The organism is Bacteroides cellulolyticus, assembly GCF_025567135.1.
Classification (GTDB): domain Bacteria; phylum Bacteroidota; class Bacteroidia; order Bacteroidales; family Bacteroidaceae; genus Phocaeicola; species Phocaeicola cellulolyticus.
Genome location: NZ_JAOQJJ010000017.1, coordinates 37,258 through 63,791, shown reverse-complemented (window position 1 = coordinate 63,791; position 26,534 = coordinate 37,258). Strand labels below are relative to the sequence as shown.

General features: G+C 40.3%; 21 protein-coding genes and 1 pseudogene. 8 read left to right on the top strand and 14 right to left on the bottom strand.

Annotated features, from left to right (window positions below):
* Window positions 1-304 precede the first annotated feature (304 nt).
* The 5 genes from OCV82_RS12825 to OCV82_RS12805 all read left to right on the top strand — a co-directional run bounded on the left by OCV82_RS12825 (window position 305) and on the right by OCV82_RS12805 (window position 5,480).
* Complete coding sequence (locus OCV82_RS12825) at window positions 305-2,902, top strand: hypothetical protein (RefSeq protein ID WP_154044757.1); 2,598 nt, start codon at window positions 305-307, stop codon at window positions 2,900-2,902.
* 23 nt (window positions 2,903-2,925) lie between these two features.
* On the top strand, window positions 2,926-3,816 hold the full coding sequence (locus tag OCV82_RS12820) for a BT1926 family outer membrane beta-barrel protein (protein ID WP_154044756.1): 891 nt from the start codon (window positions 2,926-2,928) through the stop codon (window positions 3,814-3,816).
* A gap of 93 nt (window positions 3,817-3,909) precedes the next feature.
* The gene (locus OCV82_RS12815; protein WP_154044755.1) at window positions 3,910-4,476 is read left to right on the top strand and encodes a DUF4369 domain-containing protein; all 567 of its coding nucleotides are present in this window, start codon (window positions 3,910-3,912) and stop codon (window positions 4,474-4,476) included.
* Window positions 4,477-4,816: 340 nt separating this feature from the next.
* Complete coding sequence (locus OCV82_RS12810) at window positions 4,817-5,056, top strand: DUF4160 domain-containing protein (RefSeq protein ID WP_154044754.1); 240 nt, start codon at window positions 4,817-4,819, stop codon at window positions 5,054-5,056.
* A gap of 7 nt (window positions 5,057-5,063) precedes the next feature.
* Window positions 5,064-5,480: a DUF2442 domain-containing protein gene (locus OCV82_RS12805; RefSeq protein WP_154044753.1), complete on the top strand. Its 417-nt coding sequence runs from the start codon at window positions 5,064-5,066 to the stop codon at window positions 5,478-5,480.
* Window positions 5,481-5,514: 34 nt separating this feature from the next.
* Here the strand turns inward: OCV82_RS12805 and OCV82_RS12800 are convergent, their stop codons facing one another.
* The 9 genes and pseudogenes from OCV82_RS12800 to OCV82_RS12760 all read right to left on the bottom strand — a co-directional run bounded on the left by OCV82_RS12800 (window position 5,515) and on the right by OCV82_RS12760 (window position 17,027).
* Window positions 5,515-5,655: a hypothetical protein gene (locus tag OCV82_RS12800; RefSeq protein WP_262543683.1), complete on the bottom strand. Its 141-nt coding sequence runs from the start codon at window positions 5,653-5,655 to the stop codon at window positions 5,515-5,517.
* Window positions 5,656-6,082: 427 nt separating this feature from the next.
* Window positions 6,083-6,238: pseudogene (locus OCV82_RS12795) on the bottom strand (ATP-binding protein); the annotation flags it as partial.
* Between the two features lie 380 nt (window positions 6,239-6,618).
* Window positions 6,619-7,128 carry a DUF4369 domain-containing protein gene (locus tag OCV82_RS12790; RefSeq protein WP_154044752.1) on the bottom strand — a complete coding sequence of 170 codons (510 nt, stop codon included), beginning with the start codon at window positions 7,126-7,128 and terminating at the stop codon, window positions 6,619-6,621.
* A gap of 87 nt (window positions 7,129-7,215) precedes the next feature.
* Window positions 7,216-8,157, bottom strand: coding sequence for a BT1926 family outer membrane beta-barrel protein (locus OCV82_RS12785; protein ID WP_154044751.1), 942 nt, complete (start codon window positions 8,155-8,157; stop codon window positions 7,216-7,218).
* Window positions 8,158-8,177: 20 nt separating this feature from the next.
* Window positions 8,178-10,712 (bottom strand): coiled-coil domain-containing protein, encoded by a 2,535-nt coding sequence (locus tag OCV82_RS12780; RefSeq protein ID WP_154044750.1) that lies wholly within the window; start codon window positions 10,710-10,712, stop codon window positions 8,178-8,180.
* Between the two features lie 406 nt (window positions 10,713-11,118).
* Window positions 11,119-13,122: a fimbrillin family protein gene (locus tag OCV82_RS12775; protein WP_154044749.1), complete on the bottom strand. Its 2,004-nt coding sequence runs from the start codon at window positions 13,120-13,122 to the stop codon at window positions 11,119-11,121.
* A 20-nt stretch (window positions 13,123-13,142) separates the two neighbouring features.
* The gene (locus tag OCV82_RS12770) at window positions 13,143-15,149 is read right to left on the bottom strand and encodes a M26 family metallopeptidase (RefSeq protein WP_154044748.1); all 2,007 of its coding nucleotides are present in this window, start codon (window positions 15,147-15,149) and stop codon (window positions 13,143-13,145) included.
* Window positions 15,150-15,171: 22 nt separating this feature from the next.
* A complete protein-coding gene (locus tag OCV82_RS12765) occupies window positions 15,172-15,543 on the bottom strand; it encodes a helix-turn-helix domain-containing protein (RefSeq protein ID WP_154044747.1) in 372 nt (123 codons plus the stop codon).
* A gap of 257 nt (window positions 15,544-15,800) precedes the next feature.
* Entirely contained in the window at window positions 15,801-17,027 is a 1,227-nt protein-coding gene (locus OCV82_RS12760) for a M16 family metallopeptidase (RefSeq protein WP_154044746.1), read from the bottom strand.
* A 202-nt stretch (window positions 17,028-17,229) separates the two neighbouring features.
* Between OCV82_RS12760 and OCV82_RS12755 the strand changes: the two genes are divergently transcribed.
* Both OCV82_RS12755 and OCV82_RS12750 read left to right on the top strand, forming a co-directional pair.
* Entirely contained in the window at window positions 17,230-17,763 is a 534-nt protein-coding gene (locus OCV82_RS12755; protein ID WP_154044745.1) for an LOG family protein, read from the top strand.
* A 68-nt stretch (window positions 17,764-17,831) separates the two neighbouring features.
* Window positions 17,832-18,752, top strand: a complete 921-nt coding sequence (locus tag OCV82_RS12750) for a carbohydrate kinase family protein (protein ID WP_154044744.1) — start codon at window positions 17,832-17,834, stop codon at window positions 18,750-18,752.
* Here the strand turns inward: OCV82_RS12750 and mnmA are convergent.
* The 5 genes from mnmA to polA form a co-directional block, all read right to left on the bottom strand.
* Entirely contained in the window at window positions 18,724-19,854 is a 1,131-nt protein-coding gene (gene mnmA / locus OCV82_RS12745; protein WP_154044743.1) for a tRNA 2-thiouridine(34) synthase MnmA, read from the bottom strand. The two genes, OCV82_RS12750 and mnmA, sit on opposite strands and share 29 nt — an antisense overlap.
* 71 nt (window positions 19,855-19,925) lie before the next feature.
* Window positions 19,926-20,840 (bottom strand): ketopantoate reductase family protein, encoded by a 915-nt coding sequence (locus tag OCV82_RS12740; RefSeq protein WP_154044742.1) that lies wholly within the window; start codon window positions 20,838-20,840, stop codon window positions 19,926-19,928.
* A 12-nt stretch (window positions 20,841-20,852) separates the two neighbouring features.
* On the bottom strand, window positions 20,853-21,956 hold the full coding sequence (ychF, locus tag OCV82_RS12735) for a redox-regulated ATPase YchF (protein ID WP_154044741.1): 1,104 nt from the start codon (window positions 21,954-21,956) through the stop codon (window positions 20,853-20,855).
* Window positions 21,957-22,124: 168 nt separating this feature from the next.
* Entirely contained in the window at window positions 22,125-22,511 is a 387-nt protein-coding gene (locus OCV82_RS12730; protein ID WP_154044740.1) for a DUF3836 domain-containing protein, read from the bottom strand.
* A 152-nt stretch (window positions 22,512-22,663) separates the two neighbouring features.
* The gene (polA, locus tag OCV82_RS12725; RefSeq protein WP_154044739.1) at window positions 22,664-25,447 is read right to left on the bottom strand and encodes a DNA polymerase I; all 2,784 of its coding nucleotides are present in this window, start codon (window positions 25,445-25,447) and stop codon (window positions 22,664-22,666) included.
* Between the two features lie 94 nt (window positions 25,448-25,541).
* Between polA and OCV82_RS12720 the strand changes: the two genes are divergently transcribed.
* Window positions 25,542-26,516: a polyprenyl synthetase family protein gene (locus tag OCV82_RS12720; protein WP_154044738.1), complete on the top strand. Its 975-nt coding sequence runs from the start codon at window positions 25,542-25,544 to the stop codon at window positions 26,514-26,516.
* Window positions 26,517-26,534: the final 18 nt, after the last annotated feature.

The following is a 26,534-nucleotide window of genomic DNA, read 5'->3' as shown; positions in this document are numbered from 1 at the left end:
TAGCTTTGTCCCTAAGCAGGCGTTTCATTGCCCAGTCGAATCTGATATAATTTCCCATAATTTAAAATATTTGATTTGTGCAAATTTAGTTATAAGATTTTGTTTTTCAAAGTATTGCTTTGTATGTGTTTGTGATTTGTTATCAAAAACTCTTTACATTGATGATAAGCCATTTTAATTTCTAATTCATGTTGTTGTACTCCTGTTTAAAGTTCCCCCGCGACTTTGCCTATTATTAGAAACGAACTTAAAGATAAAACTTTAAACTAATAACCTTATTAATTAACCTAAAAAAGGAAACAGTATGAGAAAATGGACTTATCTCGTGGCTGCTCTACTCATGAGCGGAACAGCTGCAACTTTCACAAGCTGTATTGACACTACCGAACCTGCGGGTATCGAAAATTTACGTGGTGCAAAAGCTGAACTGTTGAAAGCAAAAGCACAGGTTGAATTGGCAGAGGCTCAAAAGGTTTTGGCTAATGCAAGATTGAAAAATGCAATGGCTGCCATAAAAGAAGAAAAAGCTAAACAAGCGGCTTTTGATACAGCTTTAAAAGAAGCACAGACAGAACAGCAAAAGCAAGAGATTGAACAACAAAGACTATTAAGTGCCGAGCAATTCAAAGCCACCTTGGCATTGGCTCAACAAGAAGCAGCTGAAGCCGACTATGCTTATCAAAAGGCTTTGCTGGAACTGCAAATAGCTTTGGCTACAATGCAGGAAGATGTGTATGCTCAGGAATTGAATGATTTCTTGACTTCAGATGAATATTCATATAGCGTGCCTAAATACAAACTAGAAGATACAGAAATCACTATCGGTCAAGGTAGCAGTGCCATAGAAATCACTATTCCGGTATTAAAAGAAGACGGCGAAGAAACAATTACATTGAAAGGTTATTCTGCTCTTATTTCCGAATTAAGTGACGCGAAATATGAATTGGCAGACTTGCTTAATCAAAAAGCGACAAAAGAGTTCGAGCTAAGAGATGATGAAGAAGCTTTACAAGCTTTAAAAGCTGAGAATTCTGCTTATATAGCATATTTAGAAGGACAAAAGGCTGCCTTGGTAGAAAGCCGCGATGAATTGAAACAGCTTCAAGGTACTCCTGTTGAAGATTGGAAAACTAAATATGAGCAGTATGCAAAAGATAAAGACGATTTGGAAGAACAGAAAACTGTATTACAGACAAAGCTTAAAGAAGACAAACTTCCATTCGAAGAAAAAATAGCAGATTTAAAGGAACAGAAAAATATTAAAAGTCCGGTGAAATTTGAAGCTGATGCGGCTATACAGGAATATTTCTACGAAATTCTTTATAATGCGACTTACAACGATGATTTCTTAAAAAATGAACTGGCATCCCAAATATCTAAAGATGACGAGGGAAATGTAACATTCCCTAATGGAATTACACTTTCTACTTCTCCAAGTGAATTGCAAACATTGTTGGAAGAAATCATTGGACCTAGCACTACTTGGCAGAAAGCGGTAATGGATTATGTGAAGGCAGGTAATGACCAGGCAACATGGCAGCAGAATTTGCTGGTTGCCAAGACTAACATGGACGATGCCCAGAAAGCTTACGATGCTGAATTAGAAATCTGGTCAGGATTGTTGGAAGATTTTAAAGCCAAGGCTGACGCTTATAGGTATAATTATAAATATAGCGAAGCTAAAAACCGTTATGACGGTCGTACGAATGTAATAAAAGATATTGATGCTTTCCTTGAAAAGACACTTAAAGAACGTACTGCACAGGACACAATTAATGTAATTGATTCAATTACAGATTATCTGGATGGCAGATATGAACTTGACGCGTTCAAAGTTGAATATACATATACACCACAAGGAGCTACAGAACAAAAAACTGTTACTTATCAGGAAGCTTTGAATGATGAAGATTTGGTAGAAGACGCATTACCTCAATTTATTACATTGTATCAAACTACATCTGGTACACCTGCTGTAGTTACACACAATGAAGCTTTAGGAAGTGAATGGTTGTCAACATCTCAAGATGGTCTTTATGGTAAATTACAGGCTTCTGCAGAAAAATTGTGGGGTAATCCTCTATATTATGATCCAGATCCGACATACAATCCTAATCAAGAATGGCAAGAAGGTTATCTTGACCCAATGACAGTATTGGCACCATACACACAGGAGGATTGGGATAATATTGAATATAAATCGATACTTACAAGTTTATATCAATACGGTTTTGAAATGGTGAAAGCATGGTATCCAAAACCAAGCGATTATACATGGTTAATCCTTGGTGACGGTTTGGCTAACGACTTGTTTGCATCCACATACGTTTACGAAGAAGTAAATTCTGAAAGCAATCCGGCATGGAACACTTTGTTGGCTGCATTGGAAAAAATACAGAAAGAAAACAATGATGCTCTGAAAGCTATCGACGACCAGATTACACTTAATAATTTGGAAATTGCCAAACTTACAGAAACAGAGAAGAGAGAAGAAGCAAAAATTGATGTTCAGCTGACTACAATTAAAGGAATGCTGGATATTATCGGCGAAGTAGTAGATCTCACTGGAACTGGAAGTACTACTAGTAAAGATGATTGGGAAGAAGCATTTGCAGGTATAGAGGATTTAATTATCGATATAGATGGTGGAGTTAAGTCAGATGGAACTTATACCGAAGGTACAATTGCTGGAATCGATAAGTGGATACAATTCTACACAAACTATAACACAGCTATTGACGCTGGTGATTACACTCCTGTGAAAGATGCTGATATACACAATCTTGATAAGCAGATTGAAGCAAAGAATATTGCAATTGAAGCATTGGAAGCATTGAAGACAGCAGCAGACAAGAAGAAGGAAATTCTATTAGCCGGAATTAACGGAACTGCTACCGAATAAATTAAACTCTTAAACTAACAAGTATGATAAAGAAACTATGCATATTACTTCTGTCTGTATGTACAGTTGCGCCAGGAATGGCGCAACAATACAGCAGCAGTGATGCGTCGTTTGCCCCAAAGAAAGGTCAATGGCAGGTTTCTGCAGTAATTGGTAACAACCAGATGTTCGATCAGGATATGGAATATCTGTTACCAACTTACTGGAATAAAGAAAATAATTTTAACAATCCTGTAGGACTGCCCGGAACAGATTTCCAATCCGGTGACCCCGGATATTACCTTAATTTGGGTGATTTGAATAGTAATACACTGATGAACCTTATTGGTATTCAGGGAAAATATTTCCTGACTGACCGTTGGGACGTAAACGCAATGTTCAGTATGAACATTAACGCCACTCCATCAAGAGATTATATTGAAGGAGACCATAGCGTTCCAGAGTTCCCAATACAGGATTATAAGTATATCGAAGGCAGAATACAAAATGCCTGGACTGTACAGTTAGGATCTAATTATTATTTCAATACAAAGAACGAGCGCATCAACCTATATGCGGGTGGTGTTTTGGGATGGCAGATGGGAAGAATACAGACATCATATCCATACACCGGTGAAACCGTAATAGACGAAGATATGAGTGAAGAAACTGATGAAGATTTGAACTACGAAAGCGTGCAGCTCTATACTCCAAACTCACGCGCCGGACAGATTTTCGGTCTGCGGGTAGGTGCAGTGGCAGGTATAGAATACAGCATCGCCGAGGGTTTGATTCTTGGCTTCGAAGTGCAGCCTATTTCATATCGCTATGACTGCATCCAGATTTGCCCTAAGGGTTCTGCTGTATATCAGGCAGGTCATCACAGCATCGGGTTCTTTGCTACTCCGAACTTGAAGATTGGATTCAGATTCTAAACCCGAGAAAAGTCCAAATAGAAATTCTAACCTGATTATTAAAGCACTCCACACGAAGCTGCGGAGTGCTTTTTTAAACCTAACAACTATAATATGAAAAGTTTCAAACTTTTAGGCACAAGCGCATTCGCGTTTCTATTAATATCCTGCGGACAGACAGCTACCGAAGGATATAGAATTAACGGTAAAATAACAAACCCGAAATACGACGAAAGAACAGTCTATATGGTGGATGCTGCAGGGCACAAATGCGACAGTGCCACAGTTAAAGACTGCAAATTCACATTCGAAGGCAAACATGACGCTACGAAAGTCATGGAGCTGGTGGTACATGAAAACGACAGCGACATGTTCCCTGTCACACTGCCTGTAGTGCTTGAAAAAGGCGACATCACTGTAGAAATGGGCGACATGGTATATGTAGCAGATACAGAAGAGAACGATAGAATGATGAATTTTCTGATGGAAAAAGACAAGTTCATTGACGGCATGTACGGAAAATCACTATCGGCAGACTCGGTAAAATCAGAATTCGCCACTTTCATTGTGCAGCAGGTTCTTAAAAACGGAAATTCCACAGTAGGCAAATATATATTCAACTCATATAAAAGCAAACTAGACGGAAAACAGATTGAGGAGTGCAACAAAATAATAAAATGAATATAGCCGGATTCGTTCCGGCTTTTTTTATTATCCATACGATTTCAGACTTAAATTCTATCAAAAGCTACCCATCCCCCCTGAATATTGGTACCGAATTGTCTTACTTTCCCAATCTCCATAAGTGAAAGATACACGGTCTTTTTTACATATCATCTTTGTCCGACAGTTTGGGTACGGAAGTTATCCGTCAATACAGAGGATGTCCCCCGACAAAACCGACAAGCTTATAGAGATTGTTTTTAAATGAAAGAACCGTGATTGTATCATTATTTTTTTACTTACGCATTGTGGGTAATAAAATAATTACCTATATTTGTGAAGTAATAAAAAATGAGTTATGCCTACAATATTTATTTTATTTGGTTTTAGATTTATGTTTTATGCAAATGACCATGACCCTATTCATGTTCATGTAATCAAGGGGAATGTAAGTGCAAAATTTACATTATTCCCTGTAACATTGGTAAAGAATAATGGTTTGAAATCGTCTGAAATAAAACTTGTAGAATCTGTAATAGAAGAAAACCAGGAAATAATAGCCGAATATTGGAATAAGTTTTTTAACAAAGCAAAATAATAAAGTTATGGGAAACATTGTAGTAGAAAAAGTTTGGCTGACTGATACAGCAGTGTGGATACGCACGACAGATGGCAAAGAGGCTTGCGAGCAATTTGCAGAGTTTCCAAGACTGAAATTTGCCACACCGGAACAACGTAACAATTTCACATTAAGTGATGATGGTATCCATTGGGAAGAGATAGACGAGGATTTGAGCTTTGAAGGATTCTTTATAGAAAAACCTTCCAATCCTTTATATGATGTATTTATAGCCCATCCGGAGTTAAATGCTTCCGCTATTGCCCGCCGACTGGGTATATCACAGAGTTTATTTGCTCAGTATATCAGTGGAACAAAAAAGCCTTCCAAGGAACGGATGGAAGACATTTTTGAAACAATACGTTCTGTAGGACGTGAATTGTGTTCTGTTTCGGTAGCATAAAAGCAAGGTTAACAGTTGAAGACACGATTGTATTTCAAAAAAGCCGGAACGAAACCGGCTTTTGCATGATACATGTCTTACCTGTCTGACGCGCTCCCTGAATGATAAGTGGTTTTCGCTTCAGACGTAGTTTCCATTTAAGCGAATTGTCCATTATATCTCTTTTAATGTCCATAACAATATTAGGTTTTGGTGGTCTTTCTCACATTTATCGAACATAAAATGTGCAGAATCACACATTTTTCAAAGATAATCCAAATAAATATCTTTCCCTTGATTGTGACTATAAATGTGTGATGTGTAGTAATTAGTCAGAATATAAACGAAAGATATATCATCACTAAAATAGCAAATAAGGAGACCAATATAAACGTTTCAAACCATTCTCAGTCTGATAAGACGTGGAAGTTCTTTCAGAATGTCTGTTTTCCCATTTCATTCAAAGCAACGGTGTCATATATAAAGGCAGATACACAATGCCGTCTTCTGTTTTCACATCCTTGTCGTGAAGCACGTAAGGTGTGGATAACCGGGAGCTATACTTGACGATGCACTTCCTCAATGACTTCAGCGTATGGCGTTGGCCGGACTTTACCTCTATGGGAAAAATCCAGAACGTAAGACGCATATTCTTTGCGCGCGAACTCTTCAACGATATAGCTTTTCCCTATACGTCTGGCTCCCTCTATCAAAAGGGCAGTATTACCCTTATGCTTCTTCTTCCATTCCAACAGTTTATCGTATATCTTCCTTTTCATAATTCACGTATTCGTCTTTATTGTATTGTTAATATTTCACATATTCAAGATTATTACACTCGCAAAGTACACTTTTTCTTGGATTAAGAACAACTTTAGGATGTTTTTATTCCAATCTGCAAGACAATTCGGTACCAATATTCAGGGGGATGACTTCGATACAACGCGTAACTATCTGGAACAATGCAACGCTTTTAAAGATCTTGATGTGTATATTCTTAGGTTTTGACTTGTTATATATCTGGTAACGAAAAAAGAGGACACGTATTTTACGCATCCTCTTAATTCGGAGAGTGAGTTTGGACTTTTCTCGGCATTATTCAATAAGAATATTCATGTCTTATTCCGGTTATATTTAAGGGCTTATATCCGGAGTAACACTACCTGAGATATGCCTTTTTTATAAATCCGACCAGTGCCGGACAGTCCTTGTTATTTTCTATTTCCTGTTCGATGAAAGCCCTGAATTCTTTTTTGTATTCTTCAAGCGAAAGAGTATCGGGCAGAGCCAAATCGCTTTTCCTGACCATGAACTGCTGCAGCCTTGTATTTAGCGGAGTTCCTGTCGTGAGGGTTTCCATTCCGGCCTTGACGGTTATTCTTCCCATTTCTACAGCTACGGGCAATATGTACGGGATATCCATGTCTTCCGACTGTATTTTCAGTGTAGCTATGAACGGAGTGTCAGGAACGAGTCTGAACTCGAATTCGTTGTCTTCTATTCTGGTTTGTGAAATTACTTCATTTGTCACGCTGTTTATCAGCTCGATGTTTTTTCCGTTCCATCCTTCGGCAGTCATTTCTCCGTCTATTACAGCTTCCCTGGGGTTACTGCATGCGGTCATTGCCATTGCGACAATCATTCCGAAGGTGTATATCAATTTCCTCATACGTTTCATCTTTTTAGTTAAAAAAGAGGGTGTACCTTTTCATGTTAAGGACACCCTCTTCTGATTTATATCCTTATCTACAGGTTCTTAGAATCTGAAACCAATTTTCAATGAAGGACAAGCTAATACTCTGATATTGTGATGAGCGGCGTTGTACGAAGCCATGCCTTGCGGCTGGATTCTCAGTACGGTGTAGTTGTAAGCTGCAGGCTGCACTTCGAAACCTAGTATCATACCTTTCATGATGCTGTATTCGATACCTGTCACCAGTGCTCCTCTGATAGCCCATACAGTACCAGCCTTGTTGGTAGGCCTGAAAAGCTCTATAGGTTCTTTGCCTGATTCACCTTCTAACTGTTCACCGTCTTCCTGACCTTCGTCGTCAGTCACGTTATCTTCAATCATCTCACCTGAGTATGGTGTAACTGTTTCCACTCTTCCCATCTGGAAGCCAACCATACCGCCGGCATAAAGATTGATGCGTTCATTCCTTGTAGGGAAATAATAGTTACCGCCTACACCAAGCATCCATTTGCTTGACACTCTTCCTTCCATGTATTTATATCCAGGAAGATTAAGAGGGTCATTCTTTTCATAGTATGCACTTTCCATATAGTCTTTCTTTGGAGTGACGTTCATGTCCAAAGAGAAGAAAGCGTTAAGCTGAATTCTGTCTGTAAGGAAATATGCACCCTGTATGCTTGCAATATTTACGATGCTATTATCATTGAATGCGGCTCCTAAGTCGAGGGCGATACCTAAATCTTTCGATTGATTAACGGTATTACCACCTGATAATCCCAAATCTGGTACATTTGTATTATAGGGGGATCCGTTAAGGTATGTTGGCAGCAAGTAATTCATTCCGTTAAGTTCGTTGAAGAACTGTCCTGCCCCCATATTGAGGTTTACCTGCCAATCCCCTTTCTTAGGCCTGAACGACGCATCATCTTTACTGTTCCCGTATTGTGCCATAGAAGGCACAATAGCAAGAGCAGATAAAAATAATATGCATAGTTTCTTAATCATTCTTTTAAGTTTTTAGTTAGTTATTCGGTTACTGCTTCCGGGTAAACTTCGTTAAGAACTTCAACAAATGCAGCAAGTTCTTTCTGCAAGATTAGAAGCTGAGCATCCAAATCAGCCATTTGTGCATTGATGTTTTCTACTTTTGCTTTGTAGGCTTCAATAGCGACTTTCAAATAATTAGTGCTAGTTACTGTTATAGAAGCACCATCTTGAATAAAATCATTGAAGTTTGTATCAAAGTCTGGATCGTCTGAATAAATAGTATTGGTGTACCATATTGTTCCGTCTGGATAATAATATGTAATAGTATATTCTATGCTATTGGGGTTAGTATTATCTGTTACAGTAACTGTCGCATATATAGAAGCTTCATTACCTATTGTTATGCTACCTGATGCAGTTGACATTTCCCAAGCACCTGCTTTATATTCATCCCATTCGTTCTTAGCTGTAAATAGATCTGCTTCAGCTAATTCAATGGCATTTTTCAAAGCATCCAGTTCATCGGTAAAGTCATTATTGTTTGCTGCAACTTCACCATAGTAAGCATTTAATGAGTGGATATAAGTTCCTAATGATCCTCCTATGCTGTTAGTTGGGGCGCCTTCAACCTTCAAATTGATTGTTGATAAAAGATTATCATCATTTGCTACCTCTACAGTAACTACACCTGGATTATTGCCTACCAAATCTTCCAATTTTGCAATTTCATTTTCAATATCCATTTCTGCCTTTTTCAGTGCGACATATTCAGCATTTTCTAGTACAGTAGTTCCAGACATACTATAAGTTACTGCTTCAGCTGTATAAGCCACATTGTCCTGTCTGATTTCTTCGTATAATGCCTTCCAAGCTTTAGCTTCAAGAATTTCCTGAACTTCTGCATAAGCATCGAAATAATCTCCGAACAAGCCGCTATGACTTGCAGATGAATCATATTGATACTCTGTTTCTACGCTTACAGGAGCTACCAATGTAACCATACCAAACAAATCGGTGCTGATCTTTTCGAATGCGCCTTTTGCAGAGTTCTCTGTAGCTGTGAAGGCACTTGGGTCATTACCCAATACTAATGACATATTTGCTTCCACGTTATCTTTTGTCAATGTAGTGTAAACCTCAACTGCTGTAGTACCAGTACCTGTAGTGTAAACAAATCCATCGTATGCTTTACGTATAGGAGCGTATGTCTTCAGTGTAGTAACCAAAGCTTCTTTCACAGCATCAGTTTTTTCATCTGTTTGCAATGCATTATAGTCATCAATGGCTTTATCTGCCTTATCATACCAATTGGCAGTTGCATCAATCATAAAGTTTGTGCGTGCAGTGAGGTAAGTAGCTTTTGCAGTATTATATTCACCGAGTTTTGTAGTGTAAGTACTAGCAAGCTCATTCATATAAGCCTGTTTTCCCGGTAATTGTGCATCAGCATTAGCCTCCAATTGTGGTGTATTGATAGAAGTAAATTTACTTTGTGCAATAGTCATTAATGTTGCAGTTTCAGTAACCATAGTTGATGCAGTGTTATTATTTGCATTTGGAGGTGTTGTAGTAACATCAGTATCTTCAACTTTCAGTTCATAATTACCATTTGCTAAAGTATAATAATCTTCTACATTTCCATTTAGGTATGATGTTAATTCCGTTTTCTTTACGAAACTTTCATTCTCTAATCTTTTGCTACTAATAAATTCATTTTGGATAATTGCATTTATAGCATATGTTTCTGATTTTGTTTCACGGAATTTAGGTAAGAAGTCTGCAAGTAAAGCATTTTGTTTATCCAATGTCGCCTGTTGTGCTTCAGCAAGTTTATCTTTCTGCAACTGACGCTCTTTTACGTTTTTATTGTATTCTTCTACCTCTTTACGTATTTCCTGATTAAGATTGTTTGCAAGTTCAACTCTTGCGCTATTATCTGCTCCATTAATCTCTTCAAGCCATTTTTTCTGGTTTAACAGATTATCTAATGTCTTTTGCGCATCTTCTTTATTGCGCTGTAAAGCAGCTTCTACTGCGGTAGTATCCAAAGTCCTTTCGGAATACTGATTGAGCAGATATTGTGCATCAATTAAATCTGCGGCAAGTTTATTATACTGAGTACGGTTTGCCGTGATATTACCAAGAATACGTGCGTATTCTTTTGTATAATCACTATTTAGACGAGCCACAATCAGGTTAAAGTCACGTAAGGCTGTCTGGTATTCTGCCTGAGCATTTTTTAAAGAAGTTTGATATTCTTGCATAAGAACATCATGGCTGGCTTTTAATTCATCCAGTTTCATGTTAATTGCTTCAATATCACTTGCATTCTGTGCTTCAGCTTTAGCAAGGTTAAGTTCAGCCATCTTAGTGGCAATTTCTTCCTGCTTTACTTTTTGCTCTTGGATCAAAGCATCATATTCTTTCCATGCAGCTTCAGCAGCTTTTAATCTTGCTTGTGCTGAATAAAAATCCGCCTTAGCCGTACGCATAGCTTCGATGCCCGCAGGTTCTTCGTTGTCAATACAGCTTGTGAAAGTTGCAGCTGTTCCGCTCATGAGTAGAGCAGCCACGAGATAAGTCCATTTTCTCATACTGTTTCCTTTTTTAGGTTAATTAATAAGGTTATTAGTTTAAAGTTTTATCTTTAAGTTCGTTTCTAATAATAGGCAAAGTCGCGGGGGAACTTTGTATCTTAAATTAATTTTTTTATTGTTTTTGGTCTTTCTCGCTTTTTATCATCGTGTTTCCCAAAATTATTAAATTATAATACAAATTGTTTGTCTAAATGTAAATATTTATTGGTTGATGTTTCATAACATGTTTTTGTTGCAATAAATAATAATTTTAGGTTTTATGGTGTTAAAGTGTAAATTTTACGTTATATATACGATGCTTTTTGATGCTTGGAAATGTATATATATAGTTAAAAGGTATTTTCTATAATTGCTGATTTTATATTTTGTAAAATAATAAATATTAATTCCATTCTTCTTTATCGTATCCGTCGGAGGTTGCACCGTTTTGCAGATGGCCGTTAATGTAGCATTCACCACCGTTGGATGTGGCTGATATGGTAGGTGAGCCTGTGTATCCGGTATTGGCGTCTATGGTTGACGGCATGTATGAGTATCCCACTTTCCATCCTGCATAGACCGTATTATTGCCAGTTGCGTTAACTGTGATATTACCGCTGGAAGTCCCATTCATATTTATATTGTTAAGATTTATGTCTGAAAAACCAATAAGTCCTCCTGCACGTATATTAGAATAGTTATTTGTTTGATTAACTGTTATATTGCCATAATTGTGCATAGTTGCATTGAATTTTCCCTGGTCACTTCCCCACATGGCTATTATACCTCCTGCGTATTCTTGTGCTGTTATATTACCTCTATTGGTAAGTACTGTAGAAGTACTTGAACTGCATTCTGATTGAATATAACCTACTATACCGCCCACTGATAAACCTTCAAGTGTTGCGTTGTTTGTTATATTTCCTTCAAGTGTTGCATTATTTCCTATTCCAATAATTCCTCCCATTTGTCCGTGAAATTCTCCCGGGATTAATGTAAATTTTGAGTTACCATCAATAGTTATGTCTTTAATAATACAGTCAGCCATGCCGGCTATACCACCTATATTGCTTTCATCGTTGAAAGGATTGTTGGTATTAAAATCTACATTAATATGTCCGTTTTGTATTTTGATATTGCTAATCTCACCACCTTTAACTGTTTGACCTACTAACAGACCTACATATCTTGAATTACTGTTTATGTTTATACTTTGCAGAGTGAGGTTTTTGATGTTTCCCACATACAGATTATCAAAAAGTCCTGTATTATCTGTGTTGAGATTATTGATATTAAGGTTTGATATAGTATGTTCTTTGCCGTCGAAATATATTTCAAGATAATCATTGAATATATTGGCGCCAATGGGTCGAAAATTTTCTATACCGCTCATATCTATATCAGAATCAAGATTAATATGTTTGCCTTTAATCTCGTATATTGACATATTGCTGAGAGCAAGGAATTCTTCCGGAGTATTGATTATCCATGGATCTTGCTCTGTCCCTTCACTTCCGAATGCATATTGAAGTGATAACTCTTTGGAATACGCAATTCCTTGGCGGAAGTTTGTGCCTTGTAATGGCTCCGATTTATATATGCCATTAAGGGTAACCTGCAGTGTTCTGTTTGTCAGGTCCTGAGGCATTAGCATGAAATATCCGTATGTGATTGTACCGCTAGGTGCTTGTGTAAAGTTTACTTTGAGCTCTTTGGAAGTATCTGTTCCACCTACAGCATATCCTGTTGAGGCTTCGAATGTCTGTTTGGAGTTAAATCCAAGAGGTATGTCTGAGGTAAGAGTCATGGTTGTTGGGATGGTATATTCCGATACATCAGCTTTGACCTGTATGATTGTCATCAATGATTTGAATACGATGCTTGAGAGTGTATTGTTGTGATATTCCGATTCTGCCATCATAGCATGATGCTCATTCAGCGAAGATATGTCGTTGTTGCCTGTTGATGTTGTCTCCATCGGACTTTCCAGAGTATATGTAATACCATTATCGTAGCCAATTTCTTTTACTCCGTAGAAAGCGTAGAATTCACCTTCTGGAAGTCCTATACCGTTTTCGCTTTCGGACAGTGTGAATAGGGCAGTATTTGTATTGCCTTCGTTGCAGACGTATTCGTAGATGTTTTCTGCATCTGCACTGGTTGCGGATTTAGGAACAAGGTATATAATGTCCTTTTCATTCCATGACGCTGTAATTTTGGTCCCATCATCGTTTAAGGAAATTCTTGATTCAGCTCCTTCCTGAGGCATTGACACCATGATTTCCTGTAGTCCGCTTTTAACTCCGGCTGTTTCATTCTTTACCTCGTCCTTTGTGCATGACTGTGTAAAGAGTATTCCGCACATTGCAAGTGCGGAATATATAGATACTGATATTCTTGCTTTCATTTTATGTCGGTTTTACAGATTTATTTCCATTCCACTTTGTCGTAGCCTCCTGTGTGTGCTCCGTTTTTGAGGAATCCGTTTACATATACTTTACCGCCGTTGCTGTTGCCTTCCACTACGGGTGTACCGGTATATCCCTTGTTGGCTTCCTGAGTTTCTTCAAAAGAACCTTCTATTGAACCGAATTTCCATCCTACTGACACCACTTCGGAGGTTTCGGTAGTAGCTATGACATTTCCGGTGCAAGTTCCTGAAATGAATGTGGAAAGTTCTATTATTCCTCGTCCGATATATCCGCCGGCAACTATTTCACCTGTCACGTTTCCGCTGTTGTTGAATGTACACGTAGGATTTTCGTTGTCTCCAAGATAATATCTCGAAAACAGTCCTCCTGCTTCGTAGCCTGTGATGTCGCCTGAGTTGGTGAATACTGTTCCTTCGTCATAAAGACGATTTCCTGTTCCGATATTTACGCTACCTGATATTCCACCGGCTCCACAGCCGTTTACTGCGGCACCGGATGATATATTGCCGGAGAAGTTTCCGCCAACGAAATATCCGATTACACCACCTGCCATGTATCGTTCGTTATAAAAGTCGCCTACTGAGGTTACTGTGGTGCCTGGCTCAACGGTGATGTCTTCCACGATAATGTAGCTGTCTGCATAGCCTGCCATACCTCCTGCTTCTACATCGTATGATTCAATGCCTCCTACGGTACTTACAGTCACTTCGTTCGTGCCTTTTATCGTAATGCCGGACACTTCTACCATTTTTATCATACTGCCTGCCAGGCATCCGCTCCGTGCTGCACTGCGGATGACGAAGTTTTCCAGTGTAAGATTCTTTATCGTACTGTTGGAAATCTCGCCGAACAGACCTGCAGGTGTCTTTTCGCCGGTCTTGTCGATGGTGAGATTTGAGATGGTATGTCCCTTGCCGTCTAATACTATGTCGTATGTCTCAATAGGGTTGAAATCAATTCCGGACATGTCTATATCACTTCCTAAGGCGATATGTTTGCTATGGGTTTGTGCCTCACCCATATCCGACAGAGCTTTCAGTTCCTGTGGGGTAGTGATAATCCACGGATTGTTTTCCGATCCGTCACCCTGGAAGGCGTCATCTATGGTTTCGAGCTTGTAATAGTTGTTGCCGTTTGTGAAATCCAGTCCGGATATTGGATCACTCTTATATATATCGTTTATGCAAATCTGAAGATGGGTGTTGGTGAGATTCTGTGGCGGAAGTAGGAAACGTGCCACTACTGTTGTACCAGATTCTTCGCCCTGATTAAGTTCTATGGATTCTGCTTTTACTGCAGAGCCTTCAACTACCGAACCGTCGGCACGATAAGTCTGCGACACGATGATGTCGTTTCCGCCCATAGAACTTAGGCGTACGTTGTCTATCTTGACTGGTGCGTTCAGGTCAAGTGTAAGCATTGCCATAATGGTGTTGAAGCCTATTCCGTCAGTTTCTGTTCCGTCGCAGTACGATTCTGTTTTCATGGCATTGGCCGTTGACAGGTAGCTGTAATCTTTTCCGCTTTCCTGTGTTAGACCGTCTGTGGCTTTCAGTGTATAGAGCAGTCCGTTGTCGAATGAGAAGTCTTCCACGCCGTAGAATGCATAGAATTCTCCTTCTGGCAATCCCTTTCCGTTCTCTTCAGGAGCAAGTTTGAATTTGCCAACGATGAATCCGGGAGTGTCGTCATAAACGTATTTATAAATGTTCTCATCCGATGCGCCTGTGGCATGCTTTGGAATAAGGTATATATAGTCCGTAGCTTCCCACGACATTCTGATGCGGTCTCCGTTTTCTATGTATGAGGTACGGCTTATATCTTCGTCGGGCAGGCTTACGGTGATTTCCTGCAGTCCACTCACTTCTGTGGCAGGGATTTCAGGTGTTCCGTTGTCTTTCTTGCATGATGAAAGTAATATACATGACGGTAAAATGAGACATGCAGCATATCCCACGAGGCATTTTATTGCATCCGTGGGCCTGGAACTTCTTGTTTTCATTGTTTTATAATATTAAAATAGTCTAATTGTCAGCGTTTTCCTTTCTCCATTTTGTAGGAGATGTACCAGTAACGACTCTGAATTGCTTACAGAAGTGTGCCTGATCAGTATAGCCTGTCATTGAAGCTATCTGTCCGAGTGCTGTTTGAGGATTTTCCATGATAAGTCGTTGTGCTTCGGCAATCCTCATCTTGTGAATCCATGTATTGAAGTTTGTCTGATAAGTATCGTTGATATAGTTTGATATATAAGTACGGTTTATCCCCAATACTTTACCCAGTTTCTCTACTCCTATGTCGTGCATAAGGTATTCTTTATTTCTGACCCATTGATCTACAAGATTCTTTATTTTTTCCGAATCTTTCGCCTTGCGTACTTTGTTAACCTCACCCATAAATCTTTGATTTCGCTTTGTTTTCCCTTTGTTAAATTACTCCAAAATTAGTTTTTACTTTACTCTTTTACAAACGCACTTTTGACGATTTGTTACTATCCGGTCGTATCTGTGTACTATTGTGTAAAAATTTGCGACTATGTGGTAAAAACTTTTTTGGTGTGTGTTTTTCCGGTGCGAAAATTAATGATTTATTAACAAGAAAAAACCACCGAAAACCGTGATTTTGGGTGGTTTGTAATTTAAAGTGATATTTTTTATTCATAAATCAGCGTAGATAGGCGTTCTTCGCTGAATATTTCATTGGATATTTCGAGAAGTTCCTTCGAAGTGATACTTTCTATTCGCTTATAGACTTCTTCTTTTTCTTCGTAGCGGTTATAGTGAAGGAAGCATTTTCCCATGTCGAGGGCACAGTTCTCAAAATTGTCTGATGCCACTCCCAGCTGTCCTATAATCTGCTTCTTGGCGGTCGAGAGTTGGCTCTCTTTCATCAGATTGTCTCTCATTTTTTTGAGTTCCTTCCTTGTCAGCTCTATACAGCGGTCTCTGTCTTCCTGATCGCAGCCGAAGTATATGCTGAACACTCCGGTGTCGGTGTATGATGTGAGGTTCGATTCTACGTTATATACAAGGGCGTTTTTCTCCCTGAGTACTACATTCAGACGGCTGTTCATGCCCGGACCGCCAAGTATATTGTTAAGCAGATAGAGGCCTGTCCGCCTGTTGTTATGTGCATCGTAGGCTCTTGTGCCTATCATGACGTGCGATTGATGGGTGTCTCGGCTCAGAATGAGGTCGCGTGGAACGTAATGCAGGGGAGAGGTACGTCCGCCTACGGGAGATGTATATGGTGTGATGTCGCGGGTAAGCTTCCCTATTGTATCTGTAACTTTCCTGAACGGGATATTTCCCAAGATGAAAAATACCATGTTGCCGGTCTTGTATCTGTTGCCGGTAAAGCGTAGTGCGTCTTCCGGCCCGAATCCTCTGAGGAGCTCCGGTTTTCCGAGGATATTTCTTCCTAGCGGATGGTCGGGAAATATCAGTTCCTCGAAATCGTCGAATATAAGTTCTGCAGGGCTGTCTTCGTAACTCTGTATTTCGTCTATTATGACTTCCACTTCTTTCTCTATCTGGTTCTCAGGAAATGTGCTGTGGAATACGATGTCGGTCAGTAGTTCGGCTGCACGCAAGAAATGTTGTCGCAGGAAGGCACTATAGACAACTGTCTCTTCTTTGTTGGTGTAGGCATTGAGGTCGCCCCCTACGTTTTCCATACGGTTGAGTATGTGCCATGCGCGGCGGTGTGTGGTGCCCTTGAACAGGAGATGTTCCACAAAGTGAGCTATTCCCTGTTCGTTGTCTTTTTCATCGCGTGTGCCGGCGTTTATGGCGTATCCGCAATAGACTACGTCGGTTGGGCTAGGACAGTGTATTATCCTAAGTCCGTTAGCAAGTGTATATGTAGATATTGTGTTCATTTTTAAGTTATTGTATGGTGCAAATTTAAGAAAGGTTTTTGTTATAAAAAAACGTGGGCACGTTTAAGGTAAAATGGACGCACGTTTAAGGTAAAATGGACGCACGTTTAAGGTGAAATGGACGCACGTTTAAAAAAAATGTATCGGGCATGCGAAAAGTGTCGTTTTTTATCTCCATATTTGTAAATAAAATTCATCTGAAATGGAACATATAGCAGTATTCTGTTCTGCATCGCAGGACATTGATAATATCTATGCCGAAAAGGCACGCGAGCTTGGTGCCTGGATGGGTGATAACGGCAAGACTCTGGTTTATGGCGGTACAAGTTCGGGACTGATGGAGGAGATTGCCGCCGAAGCCAAGGCACACGGAGCTATGGTGATGGGAGTGGTGCCTACTATAGTGGAGGAACGCGGGAAGACCAGTGACCTTTGCGACGTGGTTTTCCGTACTGACAATCTGAGTGAAAGGAAAGACGTGATGTTGCGCGAATCGGAAGTATCGATAGCATTGCCCGGAGGAGTTGGAACATTGGACGAGGTGTTCAGCGTAATGGCATCGGCTACTATAGGATACCACAGAAAGCAAGTGATTTTCTACAATATAAACGGATTCTGGGACGGAGTCATTGCATTCCTTGACGGACTGGAGAGGCGGCACTTTGCGCACTCGCCGCTGAAGAACTTTTATAAGGTGGCAAATTCGTTCGAAGAACTTGTGGAATTGATAAAATAAGATACTAGGGGACTTCGTCAACTAGTCTCTAGTCAACTAGTAACTATTTAACTTGTAAACTAAAAAAGATGCGAAAGATTATAGGTATAGGAGAGACGATACTAGATATACTTTTCAGAGACGGACAGCCACAGGCAGCTGTGCCGGGAGGTTCGGTGTATAACGGTATTGTGTCGTTGGGAAGAATGGGCATGGACGTAACGTTCATCAGCGAGACAGGTAACGACAGGGTAGGACAGATTATCCTTGAGAATATGCGTGAAAACGGTGTGAAAACTGACAGTGTGAATGTTTTTCCAGACGGGAAATCGCCCGTATCTCTGGCTTTCCTGAATGAAAGGAACGATGCGGAATATATTTTCTATAAGGATTATCCTAAGTTGAGGCTGGATGTAACGATGCCGGAAATAGGTAAGGACGATATACTGATGATAGGTTCGTATTATGCTATATCGCCTTTGCTTCGTGACAAGATTAAGGAAGTAATGGACAAGGCCAAGGATAATGGCGCCATAATATATTATGACGTGAATTTCAGAAGCAATCATCTGTCGGAGGCTATTAAGCTTATGCCTACAGTGCTTGAGAACTTTGAGTATGCGGATATTCTGCGCGGCTCTACTGAGGACTTCCAGAACTTGTTCAAAATAAATGATCCGGATAAGGTTTATAAGAATAACGTTGGTTTCTATTGCAGGAACTTTATCTGTACTGATGCCGACAAGGATATACATCTTTATACTGGTAATTTCAGGAAGGCATACGGAATTGAACCTGTTGAAACTGTGAGTACCGTAGGTGCTGGCGATAACTTCAATGCCGGAGTGGTATATGGGCTTATAAAGAACAATATCGGGAAAGATGATTTGTCCGGTCTTTCTGAAAGCGATTGGGACAAGATAATACGCTGCGGCATTGACTTCAGCGCTGAAGTGTGCCGCAGTGTACATAATTCTGTTTCTAAAGAGTTTGCTGCGTCATACCGCTGACAATCTTCTTCACTTCGTTCTGGAAGGCAATGAAACCGCCTCCCAGAACGCGGTTGCCGTCGTAGAACACGGCAGACTGTCCCGGTGTGATGGCCGATGCCTCGACGCTGAAATGCACCATCATGCGTCCGTCGTCCAATAGGGTAGCGGTGCATGGAATAGGCTTGCTTCTGTAGCGTATTCTTACCGATAGTTCGGTGCACGTAAGAATCTCATTTATATCGGCAGCATTGATGTCTTCCACCAGCATGTATTCAGTCTTTAGCTGCTCTGCGTCGCCCAGCATTACAGTATTCTTTGCAGGGTTTATTTTCAGTACGTAGGCAGGTTTTCCCAGTGCTATTTCTAGGCCTTTGCGCTGTCCTATTGTGTAATAGGCAAAACCCTTGTGCTGACCTAATTTCAGACCCTTGCTGTCAACAAACCATCCCGGACCTATCTTCTCGTCAATGTCGGGACAATGCTCTTTCAGGAAGTCTCTGTAGTCCTTGTCGATAAAGCATATTTCCATGCTTTCCCCTCCCTTGGCCTTGGCTTCGAAGCCTTTCGATGCAAGGTATTCCCTTACCTCTACCTTAGTCATTCCACCTAGCGGGAAAATCATTCTGCGGAGTATCTCCTGAGGGAGTTTCCAAAGGAAATATGACTGGTCTTTTGTACTGTCATCGCCTGTGAGTATATATTTGTTGCCGTTTCTTTCCTCCATACGGCAGTAATGACCTGTTGCTATGTAGGCACAATCGGTCTTGTCAGCCCATTCGCACAATATCCTTTCCTTGAAAAGCGGGTTGCACATAACGCATGGGTTAGGGGTGCGCCCACGCATGTATTCATCGATGAAATACTTCACTATCACCTGCCTGAATTCCTCGCGCACGTCTGCCACATGGTGTTCTATACCCAGTCTTTCTGCCAGTGCTTTTGCTTCGAGCACAAAGTTAGGCTCTTCCTGACCGGGGGTGGTGAACTGCGACGCTATGTCCCATGTGCGCATGGTTACGCCCACTACTTCATATCCTTTTTCCTGAAGCATGATGCATGTGGCAGAACTGTCTATTCCGCCGCTCATGCCTACCAGTACTCTCTTTTCTCTGTCTTTCATTCTTAGTGTCGTTTTGTATTAAATAACAGCAGGTGTGGCGATGATGTTCATAAGATAGGAGCTACCTATACTTATTTTATGAACTTTTTTGCAACCTTATGATATGTATCGAGGTTTACTCCAAGCTTTTCGCCTAGGTCTATCATATCGAATAGCATTCCCTGTATTTCGGATTGGTGTCCGCGTGCTATATCTTTCTGCATTGATGCCGTGCTGTGAGGATCGAGCTTGTCTATAACCTTCAGATTATATTCTACAGGGTCTTCAGGGAATACTATTCCCAGGCGACGGCCTATCTCAGCACTTTCGGTTGACAGGCCTTTAAAGGTGTCGCGCACTTCGCCTTCGTGCTGCACTTCGCCCATCGGCACATCGTGATATGCTCCTGTACAGGCCATGGCAGAAATGAATGCCCATTTGATGAATGTATCACGGTTTATATCGTCGGACACATCTACCTTAATACCGCATTTGCGCAGCGTATCGGCTATTTCTTCCAGTCTTTCATGGGAAACACCCTGCTCCGGACGTGCGCCGAATACTAGGCGAAAAATTGTTCCCATCTGGGTTATTTCGCCTTCGCCGGATACGAAACCTACTATGTAGATACATCCGTCGAGTACTTTCACTGATGGTGCGAGACGGCCTATTCTAGGGCCTGTGCCATAGACGTTAAGTATCGGAATAACCAGTGTGTCGGGTGTGGAAGCGCGCTCGAGTACATCTTTTATGGAATCGATGGAATATCCTTTCACGCATACGAAAATAACGTCGGCCTTGTCGTTGTATTCTTCGGATGTACAGGCCTTTACGTTCAGAAAGTGTTCTCCTTTAAGATCGGATTTCAGGTGCAGTCCTTTGCTTCGGATTGCCTCTATGTGTGCGCCGCGTGCTATGCAGGTGACGTCCTCACCGTTTAATGCCAAAAAACCGGCGATGCTGCCCCCAACGCCGCCGGTTCCTATGATTAGATATTTCTTTTGCATATATAATTGAGATTATACATTGAATCTGAAGTGCATGATGTCGCCGTCCTGAACTATATAGTCCTTTCCTTCGACATTCATCTTGCCTGCTTCTTTTACAGCTGCTTCAGAACCGTATTTGATGTAATCGTCGTATTTGATTACTTCGGCACGGATAAAGCCTTTTTCGAAGTCAGTGTGGATAACACCGGCACATTGTGGAGCCTTCCAGCCTTTGCGGTATGTCCATGCTCTTACTTCCTGTACTCCGGCTGTTATGAATGTCTCAAGGTCAAGCAGCTTGTAGGCAGCCTTGATGAGTCGTGTAACGCCTGATTCTTCCAGACCTACTTCCTGAAGGAACATCTGGCGGTCTTCGTATGTTTCAAGTTCGGCAATGTCTGCTTCTGTCTTGGCTGCAACGATAAGGATTTCAGCATTTTCGTCTTTTACGGCTTCGCGAACCTGTTCAACGTATTTGTTTCCGTTTACAGCACTTGCTTCATCCACATTGCATACATAAAGTACAGGTTTGCTGGTGATGAGGAACAGTTCTCTTGCTATCTTCTGTTCGTCTTTTGTCTCGAACTGTACTGTACGTGCCGATTTTCCCTGTTCAAGGGCTTCCTTGTACTGTACAAGTACCTCGTATGTCTGTTTTGCAACCTTGTCGCCACCTGTCTGTGCCTGTTTCTGCACTTTCTGTATGCGGCTTTCAATAGTTTCAAGGTCTTTCAACTGAAGTTCGGTATCGATAATCTCCTTGTCGCGTACAGGGTCAACGCTTCCGTCAACGTGAGTGACGTTATCATCGTCGAAGCAACGCAAAACGTGGATGATTGCATCTGTTTCGCGGATATTTGCAAGGAATTTGTTACCAAGACCTTCGCCCTTGCTCGCTCCTTTCACCAGACCGGCGATATCGACGATTTCTACTGTTGTAGGAACGATTCGGTTAGGATTTATAAGTTCTGCCAGTTTGTTAAGACGTTCGTCAGGTACAGTGATTACACCTACGTTAGGTTCGATTGTACAGAATGGGAAATTGGCTGCCTGAGCCTTTGCATTAGATAAGCAATTGAAAAGTGTCGATTTGCCTACGTTAGGTAGGCCGACAATACCACATTGTAGAGCCATAAATATATTTAAGTTTTTTATTTTTAGATCTAAAACTCCGCAAAGGTACTTATTTCTAATAATATAACCAAAGAATGGTAGTCATATAGCAAAAAAAGGAGGTATCTTCCAAAGATACCTCCTAAAATTTAGAGAGATTTATGTTTACTGATTTTATCTGCTTGTTTTTTATTTATCCATTGTAACTGTCATTTCAGGAATAAGGATGAATGTACCCTTCTTGCTGTTCCATTTGTAGTATTCTGTTGTAACGCTCTTGTTGTCATAAGTATAACAGATTTTCAAGTCGTTTACCCAACTGTTGCTTTCAGCATTCCATTTCTGTGACAAATTTTCAGTCATCTGGTTATTTTCATCATATTTATAGTTGTACTTCATGTATTTAGTTAGCAGATTGTTATCCATCTTATAGACTGTTTCTGCAACTTTCACTCCGTCAACTTCTTCTGCGTTGTAAATCAGGTTGTTATTCAACTTCGCAGCTGAAATAGTAGCATTAGCGATAAAAACTGTTACAATTACTAACAAGGTTTTGATAAAATTCATAGCTTTCATATTTTTATTGTTTTAGGTTTAACTTACATTTTGTTCTTGATTGCGGTGCAAATATAGATGTTATTTTGATATGTTGTATAGTTTATCCCTAAAAAATAGCTATAAATTAGCAAAATGTTAGTTATTTAACTTCTGTTTACAATTTAGATGAATTAGTGCGCTTCGAGCCAATTTTGACCCCAACCACAGTCTGCAAGCAAAGGTACTTTCATTTTGTAAGCAGCCTCCATTTCGGATATCACAATTTGCTGCACTTTTTCCTTTTCTTCTCTCAACACGCTGAAATTGAGTTCGTCGTGTACCTGTAGTATCATTTTAGACTTGATGCCTTCGTCCATGAAGCGTTTGTATATTCTTATCATGGCTACTTTGATAATATCGGCTGCACTACCCTGAATAGGGGCGTTAATTGCATTTCGTTCGGCATACCCTCTAACAACGGCATTTCTTGAGTTTATGTCAGGAAGATATCTTTTGCGCTTGAAAATTGTCTCAATGTAACCTTTGTCCCTTGCAGAACGTATGCTTTCGTCCATATAGGCTTTTACTTTCGGATAGTTTTCGAAATATCCGTCAATAAGTTCCTTGGCTTCTTTGCGATCTACATTCAGACGTTCCGCAAGCCCGAAGACAGAAATACCGTATATAATTCCGAAGTTCGCAGTCTTAGCCTTGCTTCTTTGCTCTCTGGTCACTTCGTCTATATTTATCTTATATATTTTGGCTGCGGTTGCCGCATGAATATCCTGCTCCTCTCTGAATGCTTCAATCATATTGTCGTCTTCACTCAGGTGTGCCATTATTCTAAGCTCTATCTGAGAATAGTCGGCAGAAAAGAATTCGCATCCGTCATCTGGGATAAATGCTTTTCTGATTTCTTTTCCGTCATCGTCTCTGACAGGAATGTTCTGCAGGTTAGGATTGCTTGAGCTTAATCGGCCTGTAGCAGTTACTGTTTGGTTGAAAGATGTATGTATCCTTCCTGTCTTCGGGTTGATAAGTTCAGGCAGTGCATCTATATATGTACTGAGCAGTTTTTTCAATCCTCTGTAGTCAAGAATTTTTTCTACTATCTGATGTTTGCCTTTCAGGCTTTCCAGAACCTCTTCCGATGTTACGTATTGTCCTGTCTTGGTTTTCTTGGCTTTTTCTACAATCTTAAGTCTGTCGAAAAGAACTTCGCCTACCTGTTTAGGGGAAGATACATTGAATTCCATTCCTGCTAGCTTGTAGATTTCTTCTTCTATTTCGCGCATTCTTATGGTGAAATGTCTGGAAGTTTCTTTCAGGGCTTCGGTATCAATTCTCACTCCGTTTCTTTCGATGTATGCAAGCACAGGAACAAGTGGCATCTCTATTTCTTCAAACAGTTCTTTCACACCGTTAGTCTCAAGTTCCTTTTCAAGAATGTTTTTAAGTTTGAGCGTTACGTCTGCATCCTCGCATGCATATTTATATATATCGGTAGGGGAGAGGTCGCGCATGTTCCGTTGGTTCTTTCCTTTTGCACCTATCAGCTCTTCTATCTTTATGGTGTCATATTTAAGATATACTTCAGCCAGGTAGTCCATGCCATGATGCAGTTCCGGCTGCAACACGTAATGAGCAATCATTGTGTCGAACATCTGTCCTTTAATGCTGACTCCATAGTTGCCAAGGACAATCATATCATATTTTATGTTCTGTCCTACCTTTATGGATTTTTCATTTTCGAATACAGGTTTGAACTTATCGACTATTTTTTGAGCTTCTTCCCTGTCTTGCGGAACAGGAACATAAAAAGCCTGGTTTTCTTTGTAACTGAAGCTCATTCCTACCAGTTCTGCGCTCATTGCGTTGGTGCCTGTAGTCTCTGTATCTAGACTGATAATTTCCTTTGTAAGGATTATTCTTAAAAAATCGTTTATTTTATCCTCTGTATCAATGAGTTGATAGTCATAATCGGTGTCTTCAAGCCTTTTGAGACTTGAATTTTTCTGTTCTTCCGTATTGTCGTCGGCAAAAAATCCAAAGAGATCGCCTTGGAGTGCCTGTTTTTCGGGTGCCTGTTTTGCTGCCGGCTTTTTGTCGGATTTGAATACCCTTTCCAATAGGGTACGGAATTCCAGCTCCTCGAAAATGCTTCTGAGTTTTTCCTCATCCGGAGTTTCACGTTTCAGCGAATCCATGTCAAGTTCGATAGGAACGTCAGTTTTTATAGTGGCGAGGAACTTAGAGAATTTTATCTTTTCGACATTCGATTCTACCTTTGTCTTTATTGCCCCTTTCAACTGGTCTGTATGTTCAAGCAGGTTTTCTATGCTTCCGAATTCCGAGATAAGTTTCTGGGCGGTTTTCTCGCCAACGCCAGGACAACCCGGTATATTGTCTGACGAGTCACCCATAAGTCCAAGCATATCGATTACCTGACTGGTAGATTCTATATTGAATTTTGCTTTTACTTCTTCGATACCCATTATGTCGAATTCCTTGTCGCCATACTTAGGTCTGTACATGAATACGTTCTCGCTTACCAGCTGACCGTAGTCTTTGTCGGGAGTCATCATATAAGTTGTGATACCTCTTTTGCCGGCCTCGGTGGCAAGTGTGCCGATAACGTCGTCAGCTTCGTATCCCGGAACTTCCAGTATAGGAATCTTGTAAGCTCTGATTATATCCTTTATAATAGGAACTGACAATCGTATTGCTTCAGGAGTTTCTTCTCTCTGTGCTTTGTATTCCTTGTATGCTTCGTGTCTGAATGTCGGACCTGATGGGTCGAAAGCTACACCGATATGGGTAGGCGATTCTTTTTTCAATACATCTTCAAGTGTATTTACAAAACCCAGGATAGCCGATGTGTTGAAACCTTTCGAGTTTATTCTGGGACTTTTGATTAATGCGTAATATGCACGGTAGATTAATGCGTAGGCATCGAGTAGAAAAAGTTTATCCATATAGTGTGAATTAATAATGAAATTTCATGTAAAAGTACAAAAAAATACCGTATTCCCCGTTTTATTATTACTTTTGTACGCTAATTTATTCCCGATGAACACAGTAGATATAATAAAACAACCTATTACAAATGAGTTGGAGGCTTTCAGAGAGCTATTCGTTTCGTCATTAAAGAGTGATAATCCGCTTCTTGACAATGTACTTGCATATATAAAGAATAGGAGTGGCAAGATGATGAGACCGATATTGGTTATGCTTGTTGCCAAAGCTTATGGCGTTATAGATGATTCGGTAAGGCATGTAGCTCTGTCGCTTGAATTGCTTCATACGGCAAGTCTTGTTCATGATGATGTGGTGGATGAGAGTAGTGAACGTAGGGGACAGCAGTCTGTAAATGCTGTTTATAATAACAAACTTTCGGTTCTGGTTGGCGATTATATCCTGGCTACTTGTTTGAAACATGCCTCATTGACCAAAAACATAAAGCTGGTTGAACTGGTGTCCGATCTTGGTCAGGATCTTTCTTTGGGTGAGGTGATACAGTTGGCCAATCTTTCGAACAAGGAATTCTCAGAAGAAGATTATTTCAATGTAATACGCAGAAAAACTGCAGCGTTGTTTGCTGCTGCTGCAGAGTGTGGAGCAGTTGCTGTAGGAGCATCGGAAAAAGAGGTTAAAAGTGCAGCATCATTTGGAGAGATGCTTGGTATTGCATTTCAGATAAAGGATGATATCTTTGATTATTTTGAAGATGAAAACATAGGAAAGCCTACCGGAAACGATATGGTTGAAGGTAAACTTACCCTGCCTGCAATATATGTCCTGAATAAGATGAATGATGAAGCCTTGAATGCTTTAGCCTTGCGTATAAGAGGAATGAATGCCACCAAAGACGAAATCCTGTCGTTTGTTGAGACGGTTAAAAAAGAGGGTGGGATAGAGTATGCCGATAAGGTTATGCGTGACTATAGAAACAAGGCGCTAGACTTATTGCCTGAATATATACCACAGGATATAAGGCTTGCATTGACTGCTTATATTGATTATGTAATTGACAGAAAGAAATAAAAAAAGGACGGGAAACCG

Bases quoted from the DNA above. Each gene is read 5' to 3' on its own strand.
- OCV82_RS12825 (WP_154044757.1), top strand. From the start codon at position 305: ATGAGAAAATGGACTTATCTCGTGGCTGCTCTACTCATGAGCGGAACA.
- OCV82_RS12820 (WP_154044756.1), top strand. From the start codon at position 2,926: ATGATAAAGAAACTATGCATATTACTTCTGTCTGTATGTACAGTTGCG.
- OCV82_RS12815 (WP_154044755.1), top strand. From the start codon at position 3,910: ATGAAAAGTTTCAAACTTTTAGGCACAAGCGCATTCGCGTTTCTATTA.
- OCV82_RS12810 (WP_154044754.1), top strand. From the start codon at position 4,817: ATGCCTACAATATTTATTTTATTTGGTTTTAGATTTATGTTTTATGCA.
- OCV82_RS12805 (WP_154044753.1), top strand. From the start codon at position 5,064: ATGGGAAACATTGTAGTAGAAAAAGTTTGGCTGACTGATACAGCAGTG.
- OCV82_RS12800 (WP_262543683.1), bottom strand. From the start codon at position 5,655: ATGGACATTAAAAGAGATATAATGGACAATTCGCTTAAATGGAAACTA.
- OCV82_RS12790 (WP_154044752.1), bottom strand. From the start codon at position 7,128: ATGAGGAAATTGATATACACCTTCGGAATGATTGTCGCAATGGCAATG.
- OCV82_RS12785 (WP_154044751.1), bottom strand. From the start codon at position 8,157: ATGATTAAGAAACTATGCATATTATTTTTATCTGCTCTTGCTATTGTG.
- OCV82_RS12775 (WP_154044749.1), bottom strand. From the start codon at position 13,122: ATGAAAGCAAGAATATCAGTATCTATATATTCCGCACTTGCAATGTGC.
- OCV82_RS12770 (WP_154044748.1), bottom strand. From the start codon at position 15,149: ATGAAAACAAGAAGTTCCAGGCCCACGGATGCAATAAAATGCCTCGTG.
- OCV82_RS12765 (WP_154044747.1), bottom strand. From the start codon at position 15,543: ATGGGTGAGGTTAACAAAGTACGCAAGGCGAAAGATTCGGAAAAAATA.
- OCV82_RS12760 (WP_154044746.1), bottom strand. From the start codon at position 17,027: ATGAACACAATATCTACATATACACTTGCTAACGGACTTAGGATAATA.
- OCV82_RS12755 (WP_154044745.1), top strand. From the start codon at position 17,230: ATGGAACATATAGCAGTATTCTGTTCTGCATCGCAGGACATTGATAAT.
- OCV82_RS12750 (WP_154044744.1), top strand. From the start codon at position 17,832: ATGCGAAAGATTATAGGTATAGGAGAGACGATACTAGATATACTTTTC.
- mnmA (WP_154044743.1), bottom strand. From the start codon at position 19,854: ATGAAAGACAGAGAAAAGAGAGTACTGGTAGGCATGAGCGGCGGAATA.
- OCV82_RS12740 (WP_154044742.1), bottom strand. From the start codon at position 20,840: ATGCAAAAGAAATATCTAATCATAGGAACCGGCGGCGTTGGGGGCAGC.
- ychF (WP_154044741.1), bottom strand. From the start codon at position 21,956: ATGGCTCTACAATGTGGTATTGTCGGCCTACCTAACGTAGGCAAATCG.
- OCV82_RS12730 (WP_154044740.1), bottom strand. From the start codon at position 22,511: ATGAAAGCTATGAATTTTATCAAAACCTTGTTAGTAATTGTAACAGTT.
- polA (WP_154044739.1), bottom strand. From the start codon at position 25,447: ATGGATAAACTTTTTCTACTCGATGCCTACGCATTAATCTACCGTGCA.
- OCV82_RS12720 (WP_154044738.1), top strand. From the start codon at position 25,542: ATGAACACAGTAGATATAATAAAACAACCTATTACAAATGAGTTGGAG.